Origin of the sequence: Virgibacillus senegalensis (genome assembly GCF_000821245.2) — a bacterium.
GTDB classification, from domain to species: domain Bacteria; phylum Bacillota; class Bacilli; order Bacillales; family Amphibacillaceae; genus Sediminibacillus; species Sediminibacillus senegalensis.
On the sequence record NZ_LN611425.1, the window covers coordinates 1249311 to 1268628 of the forward strand.

A 19318-nucleotide genomic window follows, 5' to 3' on the forward strand; every position below is an offset into this window, starting at 1 on the left:
CGATTAACCTCCGTCCTCTCACACCACCGTACATACGGCCCCGTATACGGCGGTTTCCTTAAGATTGACGTAAGAAAATATATCGTTGGTATAAACTGCGTAACCCTAAACGATTCCAGTAAGAGTTGTTTAGGGTTTTGTGTAGTATCGGACTATCCGCAATTCGCCAGTAGCCTTTTCGGGTATTCGCCCATTCAAGGGCTCTCCACCCTGGAACCCCTAGAGCTATCAGTTTTCTTTTACGGGTCTTTGGGCGTTTCCATTCTTTCCAAAGACACATCCTCAGCCGGCGGCGAATCCAGGCATCCAGTCTCGAGAAGATACTTTTCGTATCTGCCAGAGCGAAATATCCGCACCAACCAATAAGATATTGATTCAGCTTCCGAATACGGTATTCCATACTCCATCCCTTCGACCTCGATGTTAACTCCCGGATCTTTTCCTTCAGACGCTTGACACTTCTCTGGTGTACGCGCACCTTCGGTGTCCCGTATGAGGTGAAACTGAAGCCTAGGAACTTCCTTCTCCATGGTCGGTCGACAGCTGACTTCTTCCGGTTCACTTTTAGGTGAAGTTTCTTTTCAATGAAAGTAGTGATGGCGTTCATCACCCGATAGCCTGCTTTCCGAGAGGATACATAGATATGAAAGTCATCCGCGTACCGGACGAAGCGATGCCCCCTCTTTTCCAGTTCTTTATCCAATTCATGAAGAACGATATTTGCCAGAAGCGGACTTAACGGACCACCTTGCGGCGTCCCTTCACTTGAACGTACGCATACCCCATTCATGAGAATCCCGGATTTCACATACCGTTTGATAATCCTGAGAAGTTTGCTGTCTTTGATGGACTTCGCCAGAAGTCCCATTAACTTGTCATGATTGACCTTATCGAAGAATTTCTCCAAATCCATGTCGACAACCCAGCGGTTGCCTTCCCGGATATAGCTTTTCGCCCTGCGTATTGCCTGATGAGCGTTTCGTTTCGGGCGAAACCCATAGCTGTGTTCCGAGAAGATAGGGTCAAAAACCTTGGTTAGTTCTTGGGCTATGGCTTGTTGGATGAAACGGTCCACCACGGTTGGGATACCTAACAGCCTTACTCCACCGTCTGGTTTCGGGATTTCGACTCGACGTACGGGAGCAGGTTGATAGGTCCCTTTCTCGAGTTCAGAACGCAGGGTAGACCAGTGTTCCATTACATGGCTTCGCAGGTTTTGTACGGGCATGTGGTCGACACCGTGACTCCCTTTATTGCGTTCCACGCGTTTCAATGCTTGTATGAGATTTTCCCGTGATAAAATGCGTTCCATCATTCGATATCTCTCCTACGCGAGCGGTGTTCTTTCTTCGTTTCATCTTCTGTTCCACCCTCTCAAAGTCCCCGCGGACTTCACCACTTCCTCCTTTGAGCAGGCTCCTACGGAGTTGGCTATGTCTTTACAGAAGGATGCATCCGAAAGGACCGCTCTTCCTTAAAGATTCGGTCCTTCCCTACGTGTCTCGAGCCACATAGGTACTACGACCTCGGCTGACTTCTGCCGGTTCAGCTGTCCATCACTGAACAGGTTGCGAAGGGCACTTCGCGTTTCCGGCAGACCTCCCCGGGTAAGTGCGCAAACTTCCTCTCCATGTACCCGCCTCATTTACTGACACTCCCTTCGGCCATTAGGATTTTGGTGTGTTCTGCCACCTCGTCCCAGCGTGTCAGCCTTCTATGAGATTCGTGTTCCTCGGGTCGGAGATTTGCCTCCGGCTTCCTTCAGATTCCGGGTCGCCCCGGACACCCTTGCCTTCAGCTAACGGTTACAATGGCCTTCACCGTTCGGGACTTGAACCCTAGAGCGTGCGCACATGCCAGGCACACAGAAAAACAGTATGCCTCAAAGCAGGCATACTGTCCATTTGTTCTCCACGGCTGTTTGCTGTCATGCAATCGGATAACTGTTCAAATAAGAAAAGGCAAGCGACATCTTGCGGGCGAAGTGTATCGGCGATTCGACAGACTGAATGTGGACATACATGATAACAGGGTTGGTAAACAACCAATGATTATGCAAAGCACTGACAATCAGGCCTTGTTGAGTCAAAGCAAAAAGAAAAGCGGGAATCTCTTCTTGCAAGACAGCTATTTCCGCCAAACATATTGCGTTGCCCCGCTTATCCATCGATTCGAAGCCAACTACAGCCGGTACGACGGAACTGCTTGGATACCCTTGGACTGTCACCTGGAATTCCCGTTGTAAGGAAACAGAACAGCTTTCCCGATTGACTTTGCTTTCTCCATTTAGAATGATAGCAAATTGCTCACACATTGTATCAAACGTATGCATAAAATACCGGCCTCCTTTACCAAAAAGGATATGCGGCCGGCATGACAGCTATGTCCATACTACTTGCTTTCCCGTCTGGATTAGCGTTTTGGTGGCTGTTTTATGAAAAACGGCATTTCCTTCACGCCGACAATCCTTGCATAAGTAAACAACTGACCCTTATGGTGGATTTCATGATCCCTGGCATTGCTGAGCCATACACTTGCGGGTGCCTCCACTCCATTCATTTCCAATGGTTGAATCAGCTGTTCATCCGTAATCGTTTCAAAATGTTTTAATGTCGTTTGTGTGCAGTTTTCTACAATCTGTCGTACATCCGCCATCGTTTCAAAATCATGTTTGTTGTTTGAAAGAATGAGTGCCCCTTCTTTAACCGAACCGGCGAACATTTCCATCGATGTAGCTATATGAACTGCCAGTCCACCCAGCGTGAACGCTCCTTCCCACGGGGTAAAATGAATATGTTGCTCATCAATCTTTTCAAGGAGCTCCTGTAAAACCTGACGATGGCGATACCACTCATCTCGTAATTCGCTCGCTTTGCTCATTTATAAACCTCCTTTTTTTAATGATACATATTTCCTTCTATTCAACTCTTGGAATTCCTCCTTCTCCTCCTTTTTTTAGTAGCTACTCATGTAAAAAGACAGCACTTCGGGACTGTCTTTTTATGTCCATTATGCTTTTCGTTCCATAAGATTAAGGCCTACTCCCATGCATAAAACTCCAATTAAGATCAAAATGGATAACGGCTGAACCAAATCAGACAGCGACTGGCCTAGCGATATTCCTTTCAATGCCTCCATCCCGTATGTGACCGGTATGACTTTTGATATCCCGAGGAGGATACCATTACTGACTGCTTCAATTGGCCAATATGCTCCACCGATCATTGCCATACTTACCGAAACAATTGGCACAAGGGCATTGAGCTGCTCAAGACTCTTCACCAATCCTAACAGCAACATTCCCAGTGCAACCACAGCAAATGTGTAGCAGGCTATGGTCAATAAAATCAGTGACATGCTGCTCCCAATATTATAATCAAATCCATATCGAAAAATCGAAAAAATAACGGCAATTTGTAAAAATCCGAGAAGAAAGGAGTAAACCAAATGGCCGATATATAAGTGGAACTTGCGAACTGGTGACAAAATCACCCTATTCCATGTTCCGGTCCTTTTTTCTTCCGCAACTTTACTCAAACTGAATATAATGGTGTAAATCGAGAAGAATAGTGTCATACCAAACAAAAATTGATTCCGTTGATCGTATCCTCCGAAGCTAGTTTCGCCTTCAGCTGTCGAAGCGGTCAAGGTAATCGGCGCATTGTCCATGGATTGTTCTACCTTATCACGAAAATCCGTGTGCCCCGTAGCTTGTTCAGCATGCTGCAGACGCAACTCTTCAGCATAGACCTGTTTGACATAATGACTGACAAGCACCTGATTGGGGTCATCTGCAGCAATAAGCATCCGATAGTTGTCAGGCATCGCTTTCATCGCAAAGGCGACATCACCTAAAGCTACTTGTTTTTCTGCCATTGTCTGATCCATTTTTGTAAACGTATAGCTTTCTGATTCGTTCAACTGTTCCAGCAAGGCCTCCTGTTCACTGTCCTTCATGGATTGGTCAAAATAAACCGGAACCTCCAATTGTCCAAAGGTTCCAAATCCTCCTAGAAAGAACACAAAGATAAACGTCATTCCCATCATGGAAAGGACCATCAAAGGTTCACGCCGAAGCCGCTGCACCTGTAAAAGAAAAATGGATTTCACTTAAGCCGCCCTCCTTCTCGAAAAAATCAACAAACTTATTACGATTAGTACAACTGTCAAGATCAGCAATCGTGAAATCAACGGCATAATGTAGGATGCCCCCAAACCTTGCGCCCATTGAAGGGTTACATTTAACATAATGCCGTTCGGTGTCCAGTTGCCCAGGGTTGTAAATAATGCAGGCATTCCGGACACAGGGAAAAAACTTCCGCCAAGCATGGCCAACACCGTCACAATACCGCCAGCAAATATACCAGGAACGACATTGCTTTCCGATTTCAGCGTAATAGCAGTCAACAAAGCACCTAATGCCCCGATACACAAAGAAAAGGCTGCACTGATTGCAAGCATACCGAGCCAGAATTGCCAGGAATTATCGGCAAAAGCCTGAAGGACAAACCTTCCCATGCCAAATAACAGGACGAGCTGCATAAACACTAAAACGGATGTAGAAATTGCCTTTCCGGATAAATAGAGAAGCGGATGCTGTCCAGACAATAAAATCCGGGCAAACACATGTTGATAATTTTCTACATAAGCCTTAGAGGCAATCGTCGAGGCAACAAACATGGCAAACATGACGGCCATCCCAATTGAATAGTATTCAATCGATGTAATCGGTTCCTGCTCTGTTACTGTGATCGTTCCCCCAAAATCTTGCTGATTTCTTCCAGTAGCTGAACTGGTGACTTCCTTTCCATCAACGACTTTGGCAATGGCCGTTTCTAAATTGAATGTCTCCACGAACTGCTCGATCGTGTCATGAAAAACTCCAGCCAAAAGGGAAGAATCCTTGCCTTCCACTACTTCAAGTTCGGCACCTTTCCCTTCGTCCAGTATCATACTTTTCAGTGATAAATAGGTGAAATTATCCGGTATCTTCAGCAGGGAAGTAACCTCTTCCCCCTCCAGTGCAACCTCGGCTTTGTTTTCGCTCATTATTTCTATCTCCATCACCTGACCGAGTTCTTCGTCAGTGAGCATATCCATCAATATAGCATAAGGCTCAAAAGACTCGGCTGCTTCTATAAGCTGATTTTTTGCACCGTCAGGCAGAGAAAGCCGGCTGACTTCTTCCATGAATTGTTTTATTCCCGCTTCACGATCATTGTGATCGACAACAGCAACCTTCATATCAAGTGTGGTAAACCCACCGGCAAACATCCCTTTCAAAGCAAACCCTAAAATCACCGTTAAAATGATCGGCATCAACAGTAAGACGAGCAGTTCAGTCCGATCCCGAAGTAAAACGACTACATCTTTTTTCAAAAATGACAGCATTTATCGTCCCCCCTTAATCCCTCAGCTTACGGCCGGTCAGATGCAAAAACACATCTTCCAACGTCGGTACTTGAACATTTAAACTGGTGATTTGTGCTTGCTGGCGTTCCGCTGCCTGAAAAATAGCTCCAAGCAGTCCACTGTTTTTTGGTGTGATCAGCTTGATGCCTTTGTCTGTCTCCGTAACACGGAGTACCTCTGCCATGTTGTTAAACTCAGCTGCAAGACCTGGGTAGGAGCGATCGAGTTCTATCCATATTGTTTCTTCACTGGACAAGATACTGATGAGCTCCTGCTTGGTTCCAGAAGCAATCACTTTGCCGTGATCCATGATGTAGATCCGATCGCAAAGTCTTTCGACCTCTTCCATGTAGTGACTCGTGTATAATACTGTCATCCCTTTTTCCTCGTTGAGCTTTTGGACCATTTCCAGGATGTAGTTACGTGATTGCGGATCGATTCCAACGGTCGGCTCATCCATAATGATGAATTCCGGTTCATGCAACAAAGCAACGGCGATGTTTATCCGCCTTTGCATCCCGCCGGAATAATGTTTGACTAGTTCGTTTTTACGCTCGGTCAACCCGACAATTTTCAACACCTTTTCGATTTGCGATTCCAAGGACTTGCCCCGTAATCCGTAAATCCTTCCAAAGAACCGCAAGTTTTCAACCGCAGTTAGCTCTTTATAAAGAGCGATATCCTGCGGCACGACCCCTAAATGCATGCGAATGACATTCGGATCCTTGACGATGCTTTTTCCATGCCATGTCACATCACCTGCCGTCGGCTTAACGAGCGATGAAATCATCGATATCGCCGTCGATTTCCCGGCTCCATTCGGACCAAGCAAACCGACGGACTCCCCTTTATCCAAATATAAATTCACGTCAGACACCGCTACATTCTTTTTAAACACTTTTTTCAGATTCGTTGTCTCCAACACAGCCCATTCCCCCTTAAATACCCTTTTCATACCGTTGGATTATCTCATTTAAAGTATAAGAAAAAGGAGACAGCGTGCATACTGTCTCCCGTCACTAATTCAAATAGCATCCATGACTTGCGTCACTTTTTATACCAAATCATTGCGAATAGCATAAATAGCCAGCTGTGTCCGATCCCGCAGCTCCAGTTTATCCAGCAGCTGTGAAATATGGTTTTTAACCGTACCCACCGATAAGGCCAGTTCCGCAGCAATTTCTTTGTTGCTTCTTCCTTCCCCGATCTGCTTTAAAATATCCAGTTCCCTGGGTGTTAAATCATGCTCTTTTTCCGCCCCTGGCTTATTTGATTGCAAAAGGCGGGGCATTACTTTGGCTGCCACTTCACCTTGAAGCTGTAATCCTCCGGCAAGGCAGCTTTTCACCGAGCGGATCAGTGTATCGGCATCCGCATCCTTGAGCATATAACCATGTGCACCTAATCTTAGTGCCTGCAGGGCATACTCGTCGTCGTTAAAAGTCGTCAGCATCAAAATTTTCATGTCAGGCCAGCGTTTGCGGATAACCTTTGCCGCCTCGAGTCCATCCATTTCCGGCATCCGTATGTCGAGTACAGCCAAATCGAATGATTGTTTTTCACAAAGAGCTATCGCTGCCCTTCCGTTTTTCGCTTCCCCTGTCACTTGCAGTTTTTCATCTGTTTCCATCATCATTTTAAGTCCCTGGGCAACCAGCGATTGATCTTCAGCTAAAAGAATCCGAACCATCTGCGTCCTCCTCCTTTTTTTGCAGCGGGAACGTTCCTCTTACGATGAATAAGCTGTTGAAAGCCAGTATTTCCAGATTCCCGCCGGCCTGTTGAACGCGTTCTTTCATAGCGGTAAGTCCATAGCCCTCTTCAAATCGATAACCTGCTGGAATCGGATTGGAGATTTCAAATCGGAATATACGTTCACCTGCCGATTCGAATGTAATGGAAGCTTCTCTTTTCGTCCCATGACGCATCACATTGGTTAATGATTCCTGCACCGCCCGGTACACAGCTGCAGCTTGTTCAGGCTTCAATCGGGCAGAAAAAGCACGATTTTTTACGGCAAATTGTATCCGGATAAAATTTTCTGCTTCGAGCTTGCGAATCAGACTGATCATTGCCGGGATGCCAACAATCTCTTCCTGGTTCAATGCTTTGACCGCAGTGCGGGTTTCCTCCAGGCTCTCTTGCGCCAACCCTTTCAATAGACCGAGCCGATCTTTTTCCGTACCATCTGCTTCCATTCGCGCCACTTCCAGCTGCATCAATAAATTGGTGAGCTTATGCCCTACGCTGTCATGAATTTCCCGGCCGATTTGTGTCCGTTCCTGTTGTCTGGCCAGTTTCTCATCCGAGACGGCTTTACGCTTCAAAGCACGGTACTCATGCAACAAAGCATCATACCGCGCCGCGACTGCCTCCGCTGCATGATGAATGCGATGAAAGATCGAAAGCGCCAAGCCGANGACATTCGGATCCTTGACGATGCTTTTTCCATGCCATGTCACATCACCTGCCGTCGGCTTAACGAGCGATGAAATCATCGATATCGCCGTCGATTTCCCGGCTCCATTCGGACCAAGCAAACCGACGGACTCCCCTTTATCCAAATATAAATTCACGTCAGACACCGCTACATTCTTTTTAAACACTTTTTTCAGATTCGTTGTCTCCAACACAGCCCATTCCCCCTTAAATACCCTTTTCATACCGTTGGATTATCTCATTTAAAGTATAAGAAAAAGGAGACAGCGTGCATACTGTCTCCCGTCACTAATTCAAATAGCATCCATGACTTGCGTCACTTTTTATACCAAATCATTGCGAATAGCATAAATAGCCAGCTGTGTCCGATCCCGCAGCTCCAGTTTATCCAGCAGCTGTGAAATATGGTTTTTAACCGTACCCACCGATAAGGCCAGTTCCGCAGCAATTTCTTTGTTGCTTCTTCCTTCCCCGATCTGCTTTAAAATATCCAGTTCCCTGGGTGTTAAATCATGCTCTTTTTCCGCCCCTGGCTTATTTGATTGCAAAAGGCGGGGCATTACTTTGGCTGCCACTTCACCTTGAAGCTGTAATCCTCCGGCAAGGCAGCTTTTCACCGAGCGGATCAGTGTATCGGCATCCGCATCCTTGAGCATATAACCATGTGCACCTAATCTTAGTGCCTGCAGGGCATACTCGTCGTCGTTAAAAGTCGTCAGCATCAAAATTTTCATGTCAGGCCAGCGTTTGCGGATAACCTTTGCCGCCTCGAGTCCATCCATTTCCGGCATCCGTATGTCGAGTACAGCCAAATCGAATGATTGTTTTTCACAAAGAGCTATCGCTGCCCTTCCGTTTTTCGCTTCCCCTGTCACTTGCAGTTTTTCATCTGTTTCCATCATCATTTTAAGTCCCTGGGCAACCAGCGATTGATCTTCAGCTAAAAGAATCCGAACCATCTGCGTCCTCCTCCTTTTTTTGCAGCGGGAACGTTCCTCTTACGATGAATAAGCTGTTGAAAGCCAGTATTTCCAGATTCCCGCCGGCCTGTTGAACGCGTTCTTTCATAGCGGTAAGTCCATAGCCCTCTTCAAATCGATAACCTGCTGGAATCGGATTGGAGATTTCAAATCGGAATATACGTTCACCTGCCGATTCGAATGTAATGGAAGCTTCTCTTTTCGTCCCATGACGCATCACATTGGTTAATGATTCCTGCACCGCCCGGTACACAGCTGCAGCTTGTTCAGGCTTCAATCGGGCAGAAAAAGCACGATTTTTTACGGCAAATTGTATCCGGATAAAATTTTCTGCTTCGAGCTTGCGAATCAGACTGATCATTGCCGGGATGCCAACAATCTCTTCCTGGTTCAATGCTTTGACCGCAGTGCGGGTTTCCTCCAGGCTCTCTTGCGCCAACCCTTTCAATAGACCGAGCCGATCTTTTTCCGTACCATCTGCTTCCATTCGCGCCACTTCCAGCTGCATCAATAAATTGGTGAGCTTATGCCCTACGCTGTCATGAATTTCCCGGCCGATTTGTGTCCGTTCCTGTTGTCTGGCCAGTTTCTCATCCGAGACGGCTTTACGCTTCAAAGCACGGTACTCATGCAACAAAGCATCATACCGCGCCGCGACTGCCTCCGCTGCATGATGAATGCGATGAAAGATCGAAAGCGCCAAGCCGAGCAAAGCCAGATACCAGAATAAAAAAGAAAAGGAGAAATAGTCACTGTTTCCGTCAAGTGCCGGAAGCAGGGTGCAAATCCCTATTACACCCCCAGAAAAAAGTGCATGACGGCTCGGTAGCCGATATGCTGCATCTCCTGCCAAGTAAGCAAACAACAGCAGAATAAAATAGTTAGGTTCGCCGGTAGTATGTAATGTCCAAAATACAGCCATGAGGACAAAACTGGCACTGCTTAATAATATCGCCTGAACTTCTGCCCGCCTGTGGAAAAGCGGAAGCAAAAAATACAAGGCAAAAAACAAAGCACTTCCAAACCATTGGGCAGCAGAAATCTCAACCACTCCCTGTGGCTGCCATAAGGCGCATCCCCACACCCCTGCCAATAATAAAAAAAAGAGCCAAAATGTATAACGGTACATGAAATCCTCCAACAATATCGCTTTGTTTTTACTATATCACTTCTTAGTCTTACTGCGGGCGATTTCTTTGCTTAATCGATAAGTGAAACGGACATTTTATACGTTGATTTTTTAAANCTTGAAGCTGTAATCCTCCGGCAAGGCAGCTTTTCACCGAGCGGATCAGTGTATCGGCATCCGCATCCTTGAGCATATAACCATGTGCACCTAATCTTAGTGCCTGCAGGGCATACTCGTCGTCGTTAAAAGTCGTCAGCATCAAAATTTTCATGTCAGGCCAGCGTTTGCGGATAACCTTTGCCGCCTCGAGTCCATCCATTTCCGGCATCCGTATGTCGAGTACAGCCAAATCGAATGATTGTTTTTCACAAAGAGCTATCGCTGCCCTTCCGTTTTTCGCTTCCCCTGTCACTTGCAGTTTTTCATCTGTTTCCATCATCATTTTAAGTCCCTGGGCAACCAGCGATTGATCTTCAGCTAAAAGAATCCGAACCATCTGCGTCCTCCTCCTTTTTTTGCAGCGGGAACGTTCCTCTTACGATGAATAAGCTGTTGAAAGCCAGTATTTCCAGATTCCCGCCGGCCTGTTGAACGCGTTCTTTCATAGCGGTAAGTCCATAGCCCTCTTCAAATCGATAACCTGCTGGAATCGGATTGGAGATTTCAAATCGGAATATACGTTCACCTGCCGATTCGAATGTAATGGAAGCTTCTCTTTTCGTCCCATGACGCATCACATTGGTTAATGATTCCTGCACCGCCCGGTACACAGCTGCAGCTTGTTCAGGCTTCAATCGGGCAGAAAAAGCACGATTTTTTACGGCAAATTGTATCCGGATAAAATTTTCTGCTTCGAGCTTGCGAATCAGACTGATCATTGCCGGGATGCCAACAATCTCTTCCTGGTTCAATGCTTTGACCGCAGTGCGGGTTTCCTCCAGGCTCTCTTGCGCCAACCCTTTCAATAGACCGAGCCGATCTTTTTCCGTACCATCTGCTTCCATTCGCGCCACTTCCAGCTGCATCAATAAATTGGTGAGCTTATGCCCTACGCTGTCATGAATTTCCCGGCCGATTTGTGTCCGTTCCTGTTGTCTGGCCAGTTTCTCATCCGAGACGGCTTTACGCTTCAAAGCACGGTACTCATGCAACAAAGCATCATACCGCGCCGCGACTGCCTCCGCTGCATGATGAATGCGATGAAAGATCGAAAGCGCCAAGCCGAGCAAAGCCAGATACCAGAATAAAAAAGAAAAGGAGAAATAGTCACTGTTTCCGTCAAGTGCCGGAAGCAGGGTGCAAATCCCTATTACACCCCCAGAAAAAAGTGCATGACGGCTCGGTAGCCGATATGCTGCATCTCCTGCCAAGTAAGCAAACAACAGCAGAATAAAATAGTTAGGTTCGCCGGTAGTATGTAATGTCCAAAATACAGCCATGAGGACAAAACTGGCACTGCTTAATAATATCGCCTGAACTTCTGCCCGCCTGTGGAAAAGCGGAAGCAAAAAATACAAGGCAAAAAACAAAGCACTTCCAAACCATTGGGCAGCAGAAATCTCAACCACTCCCTGTGGCTGCCATAAGGCGCATCCCCACACCCCTGCCAATAATAAAAAAAAGAGCCAAAATGTATAACGGTACATGAAATCCTCCAACAATATCGCTTTGTTTTTACTATATCACTTCTTAGTCTTACTGCGGGCGATTTCTTTGCTTAATCGATAAGTGAAACGGACATTTTATACGTTGATTTTTTAAATATCCAAGTTCAATGCTGATGTTTGGTTTTACAAATCAAAATAGAGCTGCCGAAACAGCTCGTAATCTAAAGTTATTTTTTCAGTACTGGGATCCAAATCTCGCTTTTTACTGCTGGTGAAGTTAAATCTTTATCTTTAATCGACAAGATTTCAGGTCCTTCTGTTACTTGATAATGAGAGGATGGAAACCACTCAGAATAAATCCTTCCCCATGTTTCCTGTACCGTACTAGGGAAAGGTCCCGTTGATTCAAATATTGCCCATGTTAAGGCAGGAACTTCAAGTTTTGAAAAGTTGTCAGGGGATTCTTGTGTCGTTGCCACTCCTAAATACTGATCAAGCTCACCTTTTTCCTCCATGCGACCTTCTGAAAAGTTTGTAGAGGCTTGAATCATCCCTTTTGGTTCAACATTAGAGAGTATCTTTAATTGATCTATCCTTTCCATCGTCAAGGATTTCCACATTTCTGTAATTTCCGGGTTTTCTCCTTCAAAAATAATGGGAACTCTTTTCATGATACCAACAATGTTAAATGCCTCTTTTTGTTCGATTCGGTAATTCATTTCATTTCCTCCTCTAATTGATAATTGAAAGGTCATTAGTGGATAGGCTTTTAAATACTGGCCATTGCGTGCTTCTGATGGTGTTACACCATGTAAATAGTGAAAGGCTCTCGTAAAAGAGTCCGGTGAGTTGTATCCATATTTAATCGCAACATCAATTACTTTTCTATTACTATGGGTAAGTTCAAATGCGGCCAAGCTAAGTCGTCTACGGCGGATGTATTCTGATAATGTAATACCTGCAAGAAAAGAAAACATTCTCTTAAAATGATATTCCGAACAATGAGCGATCCTTGCCACCACTTTGAAGTCTATTTCATTTGTGAGATTATCTTCGATATACCTCATTGCATCATTCATGCTCTTAAGCAAATCCATTTTCTGACCTCCTTTCCTCAATAGAATAACAGGAGTTAAATGTTTCCGTCCGACATTTTATGCACCGTTTTGTAGCATTAATCCTTTCTTTCACCAATATCAAGGCAGAAACAAACGAATAAAGCATTAGATTATGTAATTAATAATGGAAAACCATTAGAGAAATGGGCAGCTGAAATATTTTATAACCAGGAGACTTCTCTAACAGACAACTGGGGGTCCTGTGTATTCTTTGTTTTATATCATTAAGGAGAAAGCCTTAACTTACCGGTCTGGCTTTTCTTTTTTCACAAAGTTACTAGCGATGACCAGAACGAGACCAACAATGGTGACTGTCCAACTTACCGTATTGGGAATATATTCACCGATATGGATTGCGTACCCAACGGCAAAAACCACAATACCTAGAGAACGTAGCATTTTTTTATTCAATGCCCCACCTCCTTCAAATTCACTTCCTACCCAGTTACACAATAAGTGGTTGATCATCTTAAACTTATGCACCCTTTAGTAAAATATTGTATTTACATCTTCTCCCTCCATTGTAATGGCAATAGTCCCTTGTTGGCCAATACATTCGGGGGAAAAGTTCTCTTCAATCTTGTATTTTGTCAGCTATGGCAATATTGTCAGTGTGTAATATTTAAAGGTTAGGATTTTCATTGGACATGCCCCTTTCCCTCAAAACCACTTCTCTTTGTGTGGTGAAGAGCTGACAAATAACCCAGACGAACATTTTTTCCAATATGGCTACAACATAAATTTTATTTTTTAGAATTAAACTATCAAATTATTAAATGGGTGGATTCTCTACGTTTATTAACATCCCCTGTTGCAATACGTGCAGCAATGAGCATTATCTCAACCGAAAATGGAATCATAAAAGCCGAAAAGAGAAGCAGCATTTTCTTCATTAAAAAAATACTGCTTCTCTTTTTTGACCAATTTATTACCTATTTAAATCACTAATCCCTGATCCATGTTCATCTGGCATATCAGGTAATTGTGGCACCGGATAACCCTCGGGAGGATCTACCACACGAAGTTCCCCACCATTTCTGCTTGGTGTTTGTCCTGAAAAAATGGTTCCAATTTGTGTATCATCAAGTCTGAAATTGAATTGTGCATTATGGAATCCCATTTCAACATATTTCCTACATTCTGGATATTTATTTATATCATAATTTGGTATAGGTAAAAGTTTACCCCAATCAACTCCAAGTGTCTCTAATGCCTTGGCAAAAGCATTTTGGTGAGCGTTGTCACGCACAATTAAAAACGCAAGCGTTTCACGGAAAGCTTTGTTGTCACTCATTTCATAAATCCTAGTTTTTTGTAAAACCCCAGTTGACTCCAAGACAACATTGTCTAATAAATTTGCAATTAAATTACCATGATCATACACATAATTTCCCATCCAAGGGTTCCCTGCAGCATCTACTGGAAGAGAAGCTTTTGCCCCCATGATGTAATGATGTGGGTTAGCATGTGAGATCGCTTTATTTAGGGGGGCTTTATCTACACCAGCATTTCCAGGGGTCTCTGATCCCGCCTCATTCAACAACTGGTTAATTGTTGATTGCACAAGCTCCACATGGGATAGCTCTTCTAGGAATACCCCACGAATTAAGTCTCGATACTGCTTTGCATTCCCCCTGAAGTTTGCACTTTGGAAAGAAAACTGCATCATGGTTCTCATCTCACCAAAGCGTCCACCTAAAGTTTCCTGAAGAACTTTTGCAGCGGCAGGATCGGGTCCATCAGGAACAATCATATTAATTAAATCTTCTTTATAAAAATACATGTATTTCACCTCACTATGATTTATTCATCATAGTTTTTGATAAAAATATGTATTTATACCACATTCCCCCTTAAACTGACAGGATAGGGAGTTGTTGGAGTGTTTACTAATAAGTAAGTATCAAAAAAACCGAGCGAATTCGAAAGCTTAGAATTTCGAATCACGCTCGGTTTTTGCTTTTGCGAACCTCTGTGAACAACGGTGCTAAAATCCCTAATGACAACGGTTTCAAATTCCCCAATAATAACAGATAATCATTTCTATACTAGATAAAGATTTGGAGTGTAGAAATGATGATCAAGATTGGGGAATTCATAATGATTAGAGAACTATTTCAAAAAGGGTGGTCAATCACAGCTATCTCCAAAGAGACTGGCTTTGACCCTAAAACTATTAGGAAGTACATAAAATCTGAAGAATTACCAAGGATGAAGAAAGTACCTAGTAAAGGTAGTAAGCTAGATCCCTTTAAAGATTACTTAGTGAAACGTATGAAAGAAGGTACCACAAACTGCACCGTTTTATTAGATGAAATTATATCTATGGGGTACGAGGGCAAAATGACAATCCTTCGGGATTTCATTCGACCATATCGGGTGCGACCTAAAAAGCAAGCTACCATAAGATACGAGACTCCTCCTGGCAAACAAGCTCAAATGGATTGGGGACACATTGGTAAATTCGCCGTTGATGGTGAAATGAAGGATATTTATGCTTTTGTGATTTTACTAAGTTATTCGAGGCTTAAATATGTAGAGTTTACAGACAGTATGGATTTAGAAACTTTAATGAAGTGCCATATGAACGCTTTTGCTTATTTCAATGGAGTGCCTGAGCAAATTTTATATGACAATATGAAAACTGCTGTTATCAGGCATAGTCCAGTTGAAATAAGATTCAATCGGAAGTTCGAAGAATTTCTAGCTTACTATGGAATTGTCCCAAAGGCATGTAAACCACACCGACCACAAACGAAGGGGAAAGTAGAAAATGTTGTTGGATATTTAAAGAAGAACTTTTTGCAGCGCAAGCATGAACCTACTTTAAAAGCATTAAATGAAGATGTGAGAGTGTGGTTAGATCAGGTAGCGAACCGTAAGGTGCATCAGACAACGCTTGAATCACCTCATACTCGTTTCCAGCATGAACAAAAACATTTAATGACATCAAATACGAAACCATTGTTCCCTATCCATCATTGGGAAATTAGGAAGGTGAGTAAGGATTGCTTTGTCTCCTATCTCGGTAAGAGATATTCAGTACCTTTTCGGTACGTTGGACAAGAACTGAAAATAAAAGAAACATTAGATCATCATTTAGAAATTTATGACCATTATGAATGTGTGGCTAAGCACCCTATTATGACTGGTAAGGTAAGAGATTATATAAACCTTGAACATTATAAAGGACTGCAAACGACTACTGATGGTTTGCCGACCCACAGCCGTTTACAGTCCCCTGATAGTGAAGTAGAACAACGTTCCCTTCAAATTTATGAGCAACTAGAAGGAGGTGATCAATCATGACCACAAACCTTTTAGTTGAACGCTTAGAAGAAATCGGTTGGCATTACACCGCCGATCAAATAGATGGTCTGCTTGAAGACGCATCTAAAAATAATGTACCATATTCGGACTTCTTAATCACGCTATTATCACAAGAAATCGAACAGAAGGAAAAGGCAGCTTTAGATAAACGTCTAAAGAAAGCGAAGCTTCCCTATCTTAAGAGCATTCATGACTTCGACTTTAGTTTTCAACCAAGTATAGATGAACGAAGAGTTAAAGAAGTGTTATCGGGTAGATACATCCATAATGGGGATAACATCCTACTTCTTGGACCACCAGGAGTAGGAAAGACACATTTAGCCATTTCCATGGCTTTTGAAGCTATCACGAATGGACACCAAGCACTTTTTATCACAGCCAATGATTTTATAGCTGAATGCCAAAAGGCAGAGAAACAAGGGTTAATCCAACGGATTATTAAAAGATATAGCCGACCAGAATTACTAATTATTGATGAATTAGGTTACTTTAGTTTCGATGAACTAAGCGCACACACACTTTTGATTATTGCAGTGAAAATGAGCCACTTATGCGGAGTTTTGAGCCAGTCATTGCGGAGGAAAGAGCCACCCTTTGCGGAATGCAGGGCCACTATAAATAGAAAAAGGAAAAGCCTCCTGTATAATAACCTTGCATGCTAGCAAGCATGACATTATTATACAGGAGGCTTTTTTATGGTTAATTACCTAAAGATTCTGGAACTTCACTTTGAAGAAGTCAGTCAAAGAACGATTAGTTCTAGCACTGGGCACTCAAGGAATACAGTTTCAGATGTCATTCAACGTGCCAAAAAACTTGGCGTGGAAAGCTTGAATGACACCATGACCAATACATGGCTAGAAGCGTTTCTCTTCCCAGAGAAACAGGCTGTTGAGAAAGGGTACTTCCCAATTGATTGGGAAAGAGTGCATAAGGAACTACAAAAGAAGAATGTGACCCTGTCTCTATTGCATCATGAGTATTCGACAGAGGCACGTGAAGGTGGAAAGATCCCCTATGCCTATCGTACTTTTTGTGAGAACTATGGGAAATATGCGAAAAAGTATAAACTTACCATGCCTATTCGCAGAAAACCTGGTGAAGTGATGGAAGTAGATTGGGCTGGTACTACATTGAAGATTAATGACCGTTCAACAGGAGAAACGATTCCAGCGTATGTTTTTATTGCGACCTTACCCTATAGTCAATTCAGTTATGTTGAAGCCTTTTTAGATATGAAATCAGCTAATTGGCTTATCGCTCATATTCATGCATTGGAGTAATTTAATGGAGTTCCTGAAACAATGGTTCCCGATAATTTAAAAACAGGGGTTACAAAAGCACATCGTCAAGAACCTCTTCTAAATGAAGCTTATCGTGAACTGGCAGATTATTATCGCACTGTCATTGTTCCTAGTCGTGTTAGAAGGCCAAAAGATAAAGCGAGTGTCGAAGGCACTGTTGGATATATTTCCAGGCAGATTATCGCTCCACTAAGAAACTATCATTGTTTTCATCTGGAAGATCTAAATCAGAAAATCTTTGAAAAGCTAGAAGAAATCAACACCATTGAATTTCAAAAGCGACCAAGTTCGCGTAAAAAGGTGTTTGAGGAAGAAGAGAAATCCTACCTTCAACAGCTTCCTCAAACAAGGTATAAACTGGCGGAATGGAGAACAGCTAAAGTTCAACTGAACTACCACATCCAAGTTGAACGAATGTATTACTCCGTTCCATATGATTATGTCCGAGAGAACGTCGATATACGACTAACCAAGGATTTAATTGAAGTTTACTTCAAAGAAGTACGAATTGCATCCCATAAGCGATTGTATGGTGATATTGGCCAGTTATCTACCAACTCTGACCATATGCCGGATAATCACCGGTTATATTTAGACCACAATCCTGAAAATAACCGTAAGTGGGCAGAAACAATTGGACCATCAATGACTAAATTTGTCTCTTCTATCTTGGAGATAAATGTGGAGAAAAAAGCATTAAATAGCCTCAGCACACTGAGGAATACAGCTAAAAAATACACAAATGAAGAAATAGAAAAAGCAGCAGAAACCTTACTTGAAATTTCAACAAACCCAACGGTTTCTGTTTTTAAAAGTGTCCTAGAAAGAAATAAGAAGAGAAAACAAAATAAGAAAGCGGATAATAGTAGGCCTCGCACTACATCAGATGACTATGGATTTGTCCGTGGTGCAAAATACTTTGGGAGGGATACTAAATAATGAATCAAGAAACTTTACGTAAATTAATAGAAATGAAGATGGGTGCAATGGCGGAATTATATCAGCAGCAAAAGCAGAATAATGATTATAGGGACATGGATTTTGATGATAGATTCAACCTCCTGGTAGATTATGAATATGATAGACGTAAATCGAATCGACTTGAACGACTAATTAAACAGGCGACACTCAGTGAACCAACTGCAGCCATAGAAGATATCGAATATCATCCGGATCGTAATCTAGACAAGAATCAAATACTAGAGTTAGCAACAGGAAATTACATTCAGAATCACCATAACCTCATTTTAATGGGTGCATCCGGGAACGGAAAAACATGGATATCCAATGCCTTTGGGGTACATGCTTGTCGCCAATTTTATAAAGTGAAATATATAAGGTTACCAGAGTTACTGGATGAATTAGCTGTAGCAAAGTATGAAGCAGATGGCAGCTTCCGTAAGTTAATTCAGAAGTACAAAAAGATTGATTTATTAATCCTGGATGAGTGGCTACTAACAGAGCTCTCAGAGGAGAATGTACTACATGTGTTGGAGATTATTGAAGCAAGGCTCAAAAGAGCCTCTACTATTTTCTGTTCCCAGTTTTCACCAGAGGGATGGCATTCAAAACTAGGACAGGCACAAATAGCAGATGCGATTCTTGACAGAATCGTCCATGATTCATATAAGATTCTAGTTGATGGTGAAGTTTCGATGCGGGAACGTCATGGATTGAGGGTATCAAAATGATTCCACTAGAAGTTGAAAATCGTATAGCTAGATATTTTCTTCATAGGTATTTACCTGATGAGGTTCAGCAGGCTCTAGAGGAAAAACTATTACCCTCCTGCATTTGGAACGACGAAGAGGATATAGATGAGGAGGAACTAGTTCGCTGGGCTATTGAGATTATTGATAAGGAATTAAGAGATAAGAGATTTAAATAATAATATAAACAACCATTGGAGCCAGTGAAGTTCCAGTGGTTGTTTATATTATTAACTACTTTCATCAAAGTGGCTCTCACCCCCGCACTTAATGGCTCAGTTGACCGCAAA

Annotated in this window: 21 protein-coding genes and 1 pseudogene; 6 read left to right on the top strand and 16 right to left on the bottom strand. The window is 43.1% G+C overall.

Annotated elements, in window-relative coordinates; translation table 11 throughout:
* Positions 1-58: 58 nt before the first annotated feature.
* From ltrA to BN1067_RS17105, 16 genes and pseudogenes are all read right to left on the bottom strand, one after another.
* Positions 59-1315, bottom strand: coding sequence for a group II intron reverse transcriptase/maturase (gene ltrA, locus BN1067_RS17040; protein ID WP_053220021.1), 1257 nt, complete (start codon positions 1313-1315; stop codon positions 59-61).
* 159 nt (positions 1316-1474) lie between these two features.
* Positions 1475-1645, bottom strand: a complete 171-nt coding sequence (locus BN1067_RS19945) for a hypothetical protein (protein ID WP_199868474.1) — start codon at positions 1643-1645, stop codon at positions 1475-1477.
* Between the two features lie 282 nt (positions 1646-1927).
* Positions 1928-2332 carry a DUF1259 domain-containing protein gene (locus BN1067_RS17045; protein ID WP_053220022.1) on the bottom strand — a complete coding sequence of 135 codons (405 nt, stop codon included), beginning with the start codon at positions 2330-2332 and terminating at the stop codon, positions 1928-1930.
* Between the two features lie 80 nt (positions 2333-2412).
* Positions 2413-2880, bottom strand: coding sequence for a DinB family protein (locus BN1067_RS17050; RefSeq protein ID WP_053220023.1), 468 nt, complete (start codon positions 2878-2880; stop codon positions 2413-2415).
* Between the two features lie 129 nt (positions 2881-3009).
* Positions 3010-4110, bottom strand: a complete 1101-nt coding sequence (locus BN1067_RS17055) for an ABC transporter permease (protein WP_053220024.1) — start codon at positions 4108-4110, stop codon at positions 3010-3012.
* Positions 4111-5391, bottom strand: coding sequence for an ABC transporter permease (locus BN1067_RS17060; RefSeq protein WP_053220025.1), 1281 nt, complete (start codon positions 5389-5391; stop codon positions 4111-4113).
* Between the two features lie 13 nt (positions 5392-5404).
* Positions 5405-6337, bottom strand: a complete 933-nt coding sequence (locus BN1067_RS17065) for an ABC transporter ATP-binding protein (protein WP_053220026.1) — start codon at positions 6335-6337, stop codon at positions 5405-5407.
* Positions 6338-6466: 129 nt separating this feature from the next.
* A complete protein-coding gene (locus BN1067_RS17070) occupies positions 6467-7102 on the bottom strand; it encodes a response regulator (RefSeq protein WP_053220027.1) in 636 nt (211 codons plus the stop codon).
* The gene (locus BN1067_RS17075; RefSeq protein ID WP_456119738.1) at positions 7080-8075 is read right to left on the bottom strand and encodes a histidine kinase; all 996 of its coding nucleotides are present in this window, start codon (positions 8073-8075) and stop codon (positions 7080-7082) included. Before BN1067_RS17075 ends, BN1067_RS17070 begins: the two co-directional genes overlap by 23 nt.
* Before the next feature lie 99 nt (positions 8076-8174).
* On the bottom strand, positions 8175-8810 hold the full coding sequence (locus BN1067_RS17080; RefSeq protein WP_053220027.1) for a response regulator: 636 nt from the start codon (positions 8808-8810) through the stop codon (positions 8175-8177).
* A complete protein-coding gene (locus BN1067_RS17085) occupies positions 8788-9960 on the bottom strand; it encodes a sensor histidine kinase (RefSeq protein WP_053220029.1) in 1173 nt (390 codons plus the stop codon). The genes BN1067_RS17080 and BN1067_RS17085 overlap by 23 nt, the downstream gene beginning before the upstream one ends.
* A 118-nt stretch (positions 9961-10078) precedes the next feature.
* Positions 10079-10456: pseudogene (locus tag BN1067_RS17090) on the bottom strand (response regulator); the annotation flags it as partial.
* Positions 10434-11606 (bottom strand): sensor histidine kinase, encoded by a 1173-nt coding sequence (locus BN1067_RS17095; RefSeq protein ID WP_053220029.1) that lies wholly within the window; start codon positions 11604-11606, stop codon positions 10434-10436. The gene BN1067_RS17095 and the pseudogene BN1067_RS17090, both read right to left, overlap by 23 nt.
* A 188-nt stretch (positions 11607-11794) precedes the next feature.
* Positions 11795-12664 carry an AraC family transcriptional regulator gene (locus tag BN1067_RS17100; RefSeq protein WP_053220030.1) on the bottom strand — a complete coding sequence of 290 codons (870 nt, stop codon included), beginning with the start codon at positions 12662-12664 and terminating at the stop codon, positions 11795-11797.
* A 264-nt stretch (positions 12665-12928) separates the two neighbouring features.
* Entirely contained in the window at positions 12929-13096 is a 168-nt protein-coding gene (locus BN1067_RS19950; RefSeq protein ID WP_199868552.1) for a hypothetical protein, read from the bottom strand.
* Positions 13097-13613: 517 nt separating this feature from the next.
* Entirely contained in the window at positions 13614-14468 is an 855-nt protein-coding gene (locus tag BN1067_RS17105) for a manganese catalase family protein (RefSeq protein ID WP_053220031.1), read from the bottom strand.
* A gap of 293 nt (positions 14469-14761) precedes the next feature.
* On the opposite strand from BN1067_RS17105, the gene istA reads away from it, so the two are divergent.
* The 6 genes from istA to BN1067_RS17130 are packed head-to-tail and all read left to right on the top strand — an operon-like array spanning position 14762 to position 19207.
* Positions 14762-15994 carry an IS21 family transposase gene (gene istA / locus BN1067_RS17110; RefSeq protein ID WP_053217944.1) on the top strand — a complete coding sequence of 411 codons (1233 nt, stop codon included), beginning with the start codon at positions 14762-14764 and terminating at the stop codon, positions 15992-15994.
* Complete coding sequence (locus BN1067_RS17115) at positions 15991-16677, top strand: ATP-binding protein (RefSeq protein ID WP_053218205.1); 687 nt, start codon at positions 15991-15993, stop codon at positions 16675-16677. Before istA ends, BN1067_RS17115 begins: the two co-directional genes overlap by 4 nt.
* A 33-nt stretch (positions 16678-16710) precedes the next feature.
* The gene (locus BN1067_RS20300; protein ID WP_234400722.1) at positions 16711-17298 is read left to right on the top strand and encodes a transposase; all 588 of its coding nucleotides are present in this window, start codon (positions 16711-16713) and stop codon (positions 17296-17298) included.
* A gap of 21 nt (positions 17299-17319) precedes the next feature.
* A complete protein-coding gene (locus tag BN1067_RS20305; protein ID WP_234400723.1) occupies positions 17320-18258 on the top strand; it encodes a Mu transposase domain-containing protein in 939 nt (312 codons plus the stop codon).
* Positions 18255-19010: an IS21-like element helper ATPase IstB gene (gene istB / locus BN1067_RS17125; protein ID WP_407701382.1), complete on the top strand. Its 756-nt coding sequence runs from the start codon at positions 18255-18257 to the stop codon at positions 19008-19010. Before BN1067_RS20305 ends, istB begins: the two co-directional genes overlap by 4 nt.
* Entirely contained in the window at positions 19007-19207 is a 201-nt protein-coding gene (locus BN1067_RS17130; RefSeq protein WP_053220033.1) for a hypothetical protein, read from the top strand. The genes istB and BN1067_RS17130 overlap by 4 nt, the downstream gene beginning before the upstream one ends.
* Positions 19208-19318 lie beyond the last annotated feature (111 nt).

Bases quoted from the DNA above. Each gene is read 5' to 3' on its own strand.
- BN1067_RS17080 (WP_053220027.1), bottom strand. From the start codon at position 8,810: ATGGTTCGGATTCTTTTAGCTGAAGATCAATCGCTGGTTGCCCAGGGA.
- BN1067_RS20300 (WP_234400722.1), top strand. From the start codon at position 16,711: ATGGTTAATTACCTAAAGATTCTGGAACTTCACTTTGAAGAAGTCAGT.
- BN1067_RS17045 (WP_053220022.1), bottom strand. From the start codon at position 2,332: ATGCATACGTTTGATACAATGTGTGAGCAATTTGCTATCATTCTAAAT.
- BN1067_RS17130 (WP_053220033.1), top strand. From the start codon at position 19,007: ATGATTCCACTAGAAGTTGAAAATCGTATAGCTAGATATTTTCTTCAT.
- istA (WP_053217944.1), top strand. From the start codon at position 14,762: ATGATCAAGATTGGGGAATTCATAATGATTAGAGAACTATTTCAAAAA.
- BN1067_RS17105 (WP_053220031.1), bottom strand. From the start codon at position 14,468: ATGTATTTTTATAAAGAAGATTTAATTAATATGATTGTTCCTGATGGA.
- BN1067_RS17050 (WP_053220023.1), bottom strand. From the start codon at position 2,880: ATGAGCAAAGCGAGCGAATTACGAGATGAGTGGTATCGCCATCGTCAG.
- BN1067_RS19945 (WP_199868474.1), bottom strand. From the start codon at position 1,645: ATGAGGCGGGTACATGGAGAGGAAGTTTGCGCACTTACCCGGGGAGGT.
- BN1067_RS17100 (WP_053220030.1), bottom strand. From the start codon at position 12,664: ATGGATTTGCTTAAGAGCATGAATGATGCAATGAGGTATATCGAAGAT.
- BN1067_RS17085 (WP_053220029.1), bottom strand. From the start codon at position 9,960: ATGTACCGTTATACATTTTGGCTCTTTTTTTTATTATTGGCAGGGGTG.
- BN1067_RS17060 (WP_053220025.1), bottom strand. From the start codon at position 5,391: ATGCTGTCATTTTTGAAAAAAGATGTAGTCGTTTTACTTCGGGATCGG.
- BN1067_RS17095 (WP_053220029.1), bottom strand. From the start codon at position 11,606: ATGTACCGTTATACATTTTGGCTCTTTTTTTTATTATTGGCAGGGGTG.
- ltrA (WP_053220021.1), bottom strand. From the start codon at position 1,315: ATGATGGAACGCATTTTATCACGGGAAAATCTCATACAAGCATTGAAA.
- BN1067_RS17115 (WP_053218205.1), top strand. From the start codon at position 15,991: ATGACCACAAACCTTTTAGTTGAACGCTTAGAAGAAATCGGTTGGCAT.
- BN1067_RS17070 (WP_053220027.1), bottom strand. From the start codon at position 7,102: ATGGTTCGGATTCTTTTAGCTGAAGATCAATCGCTGGTTGCCCAGGGA.
- BN1067_RS20305 (WP_234400723.1), top strand. From the start codon at position 17,320: ATGGTTCCCGATAATTTAAAAACAGGGGTTACAAAAGCACATCGTCAA.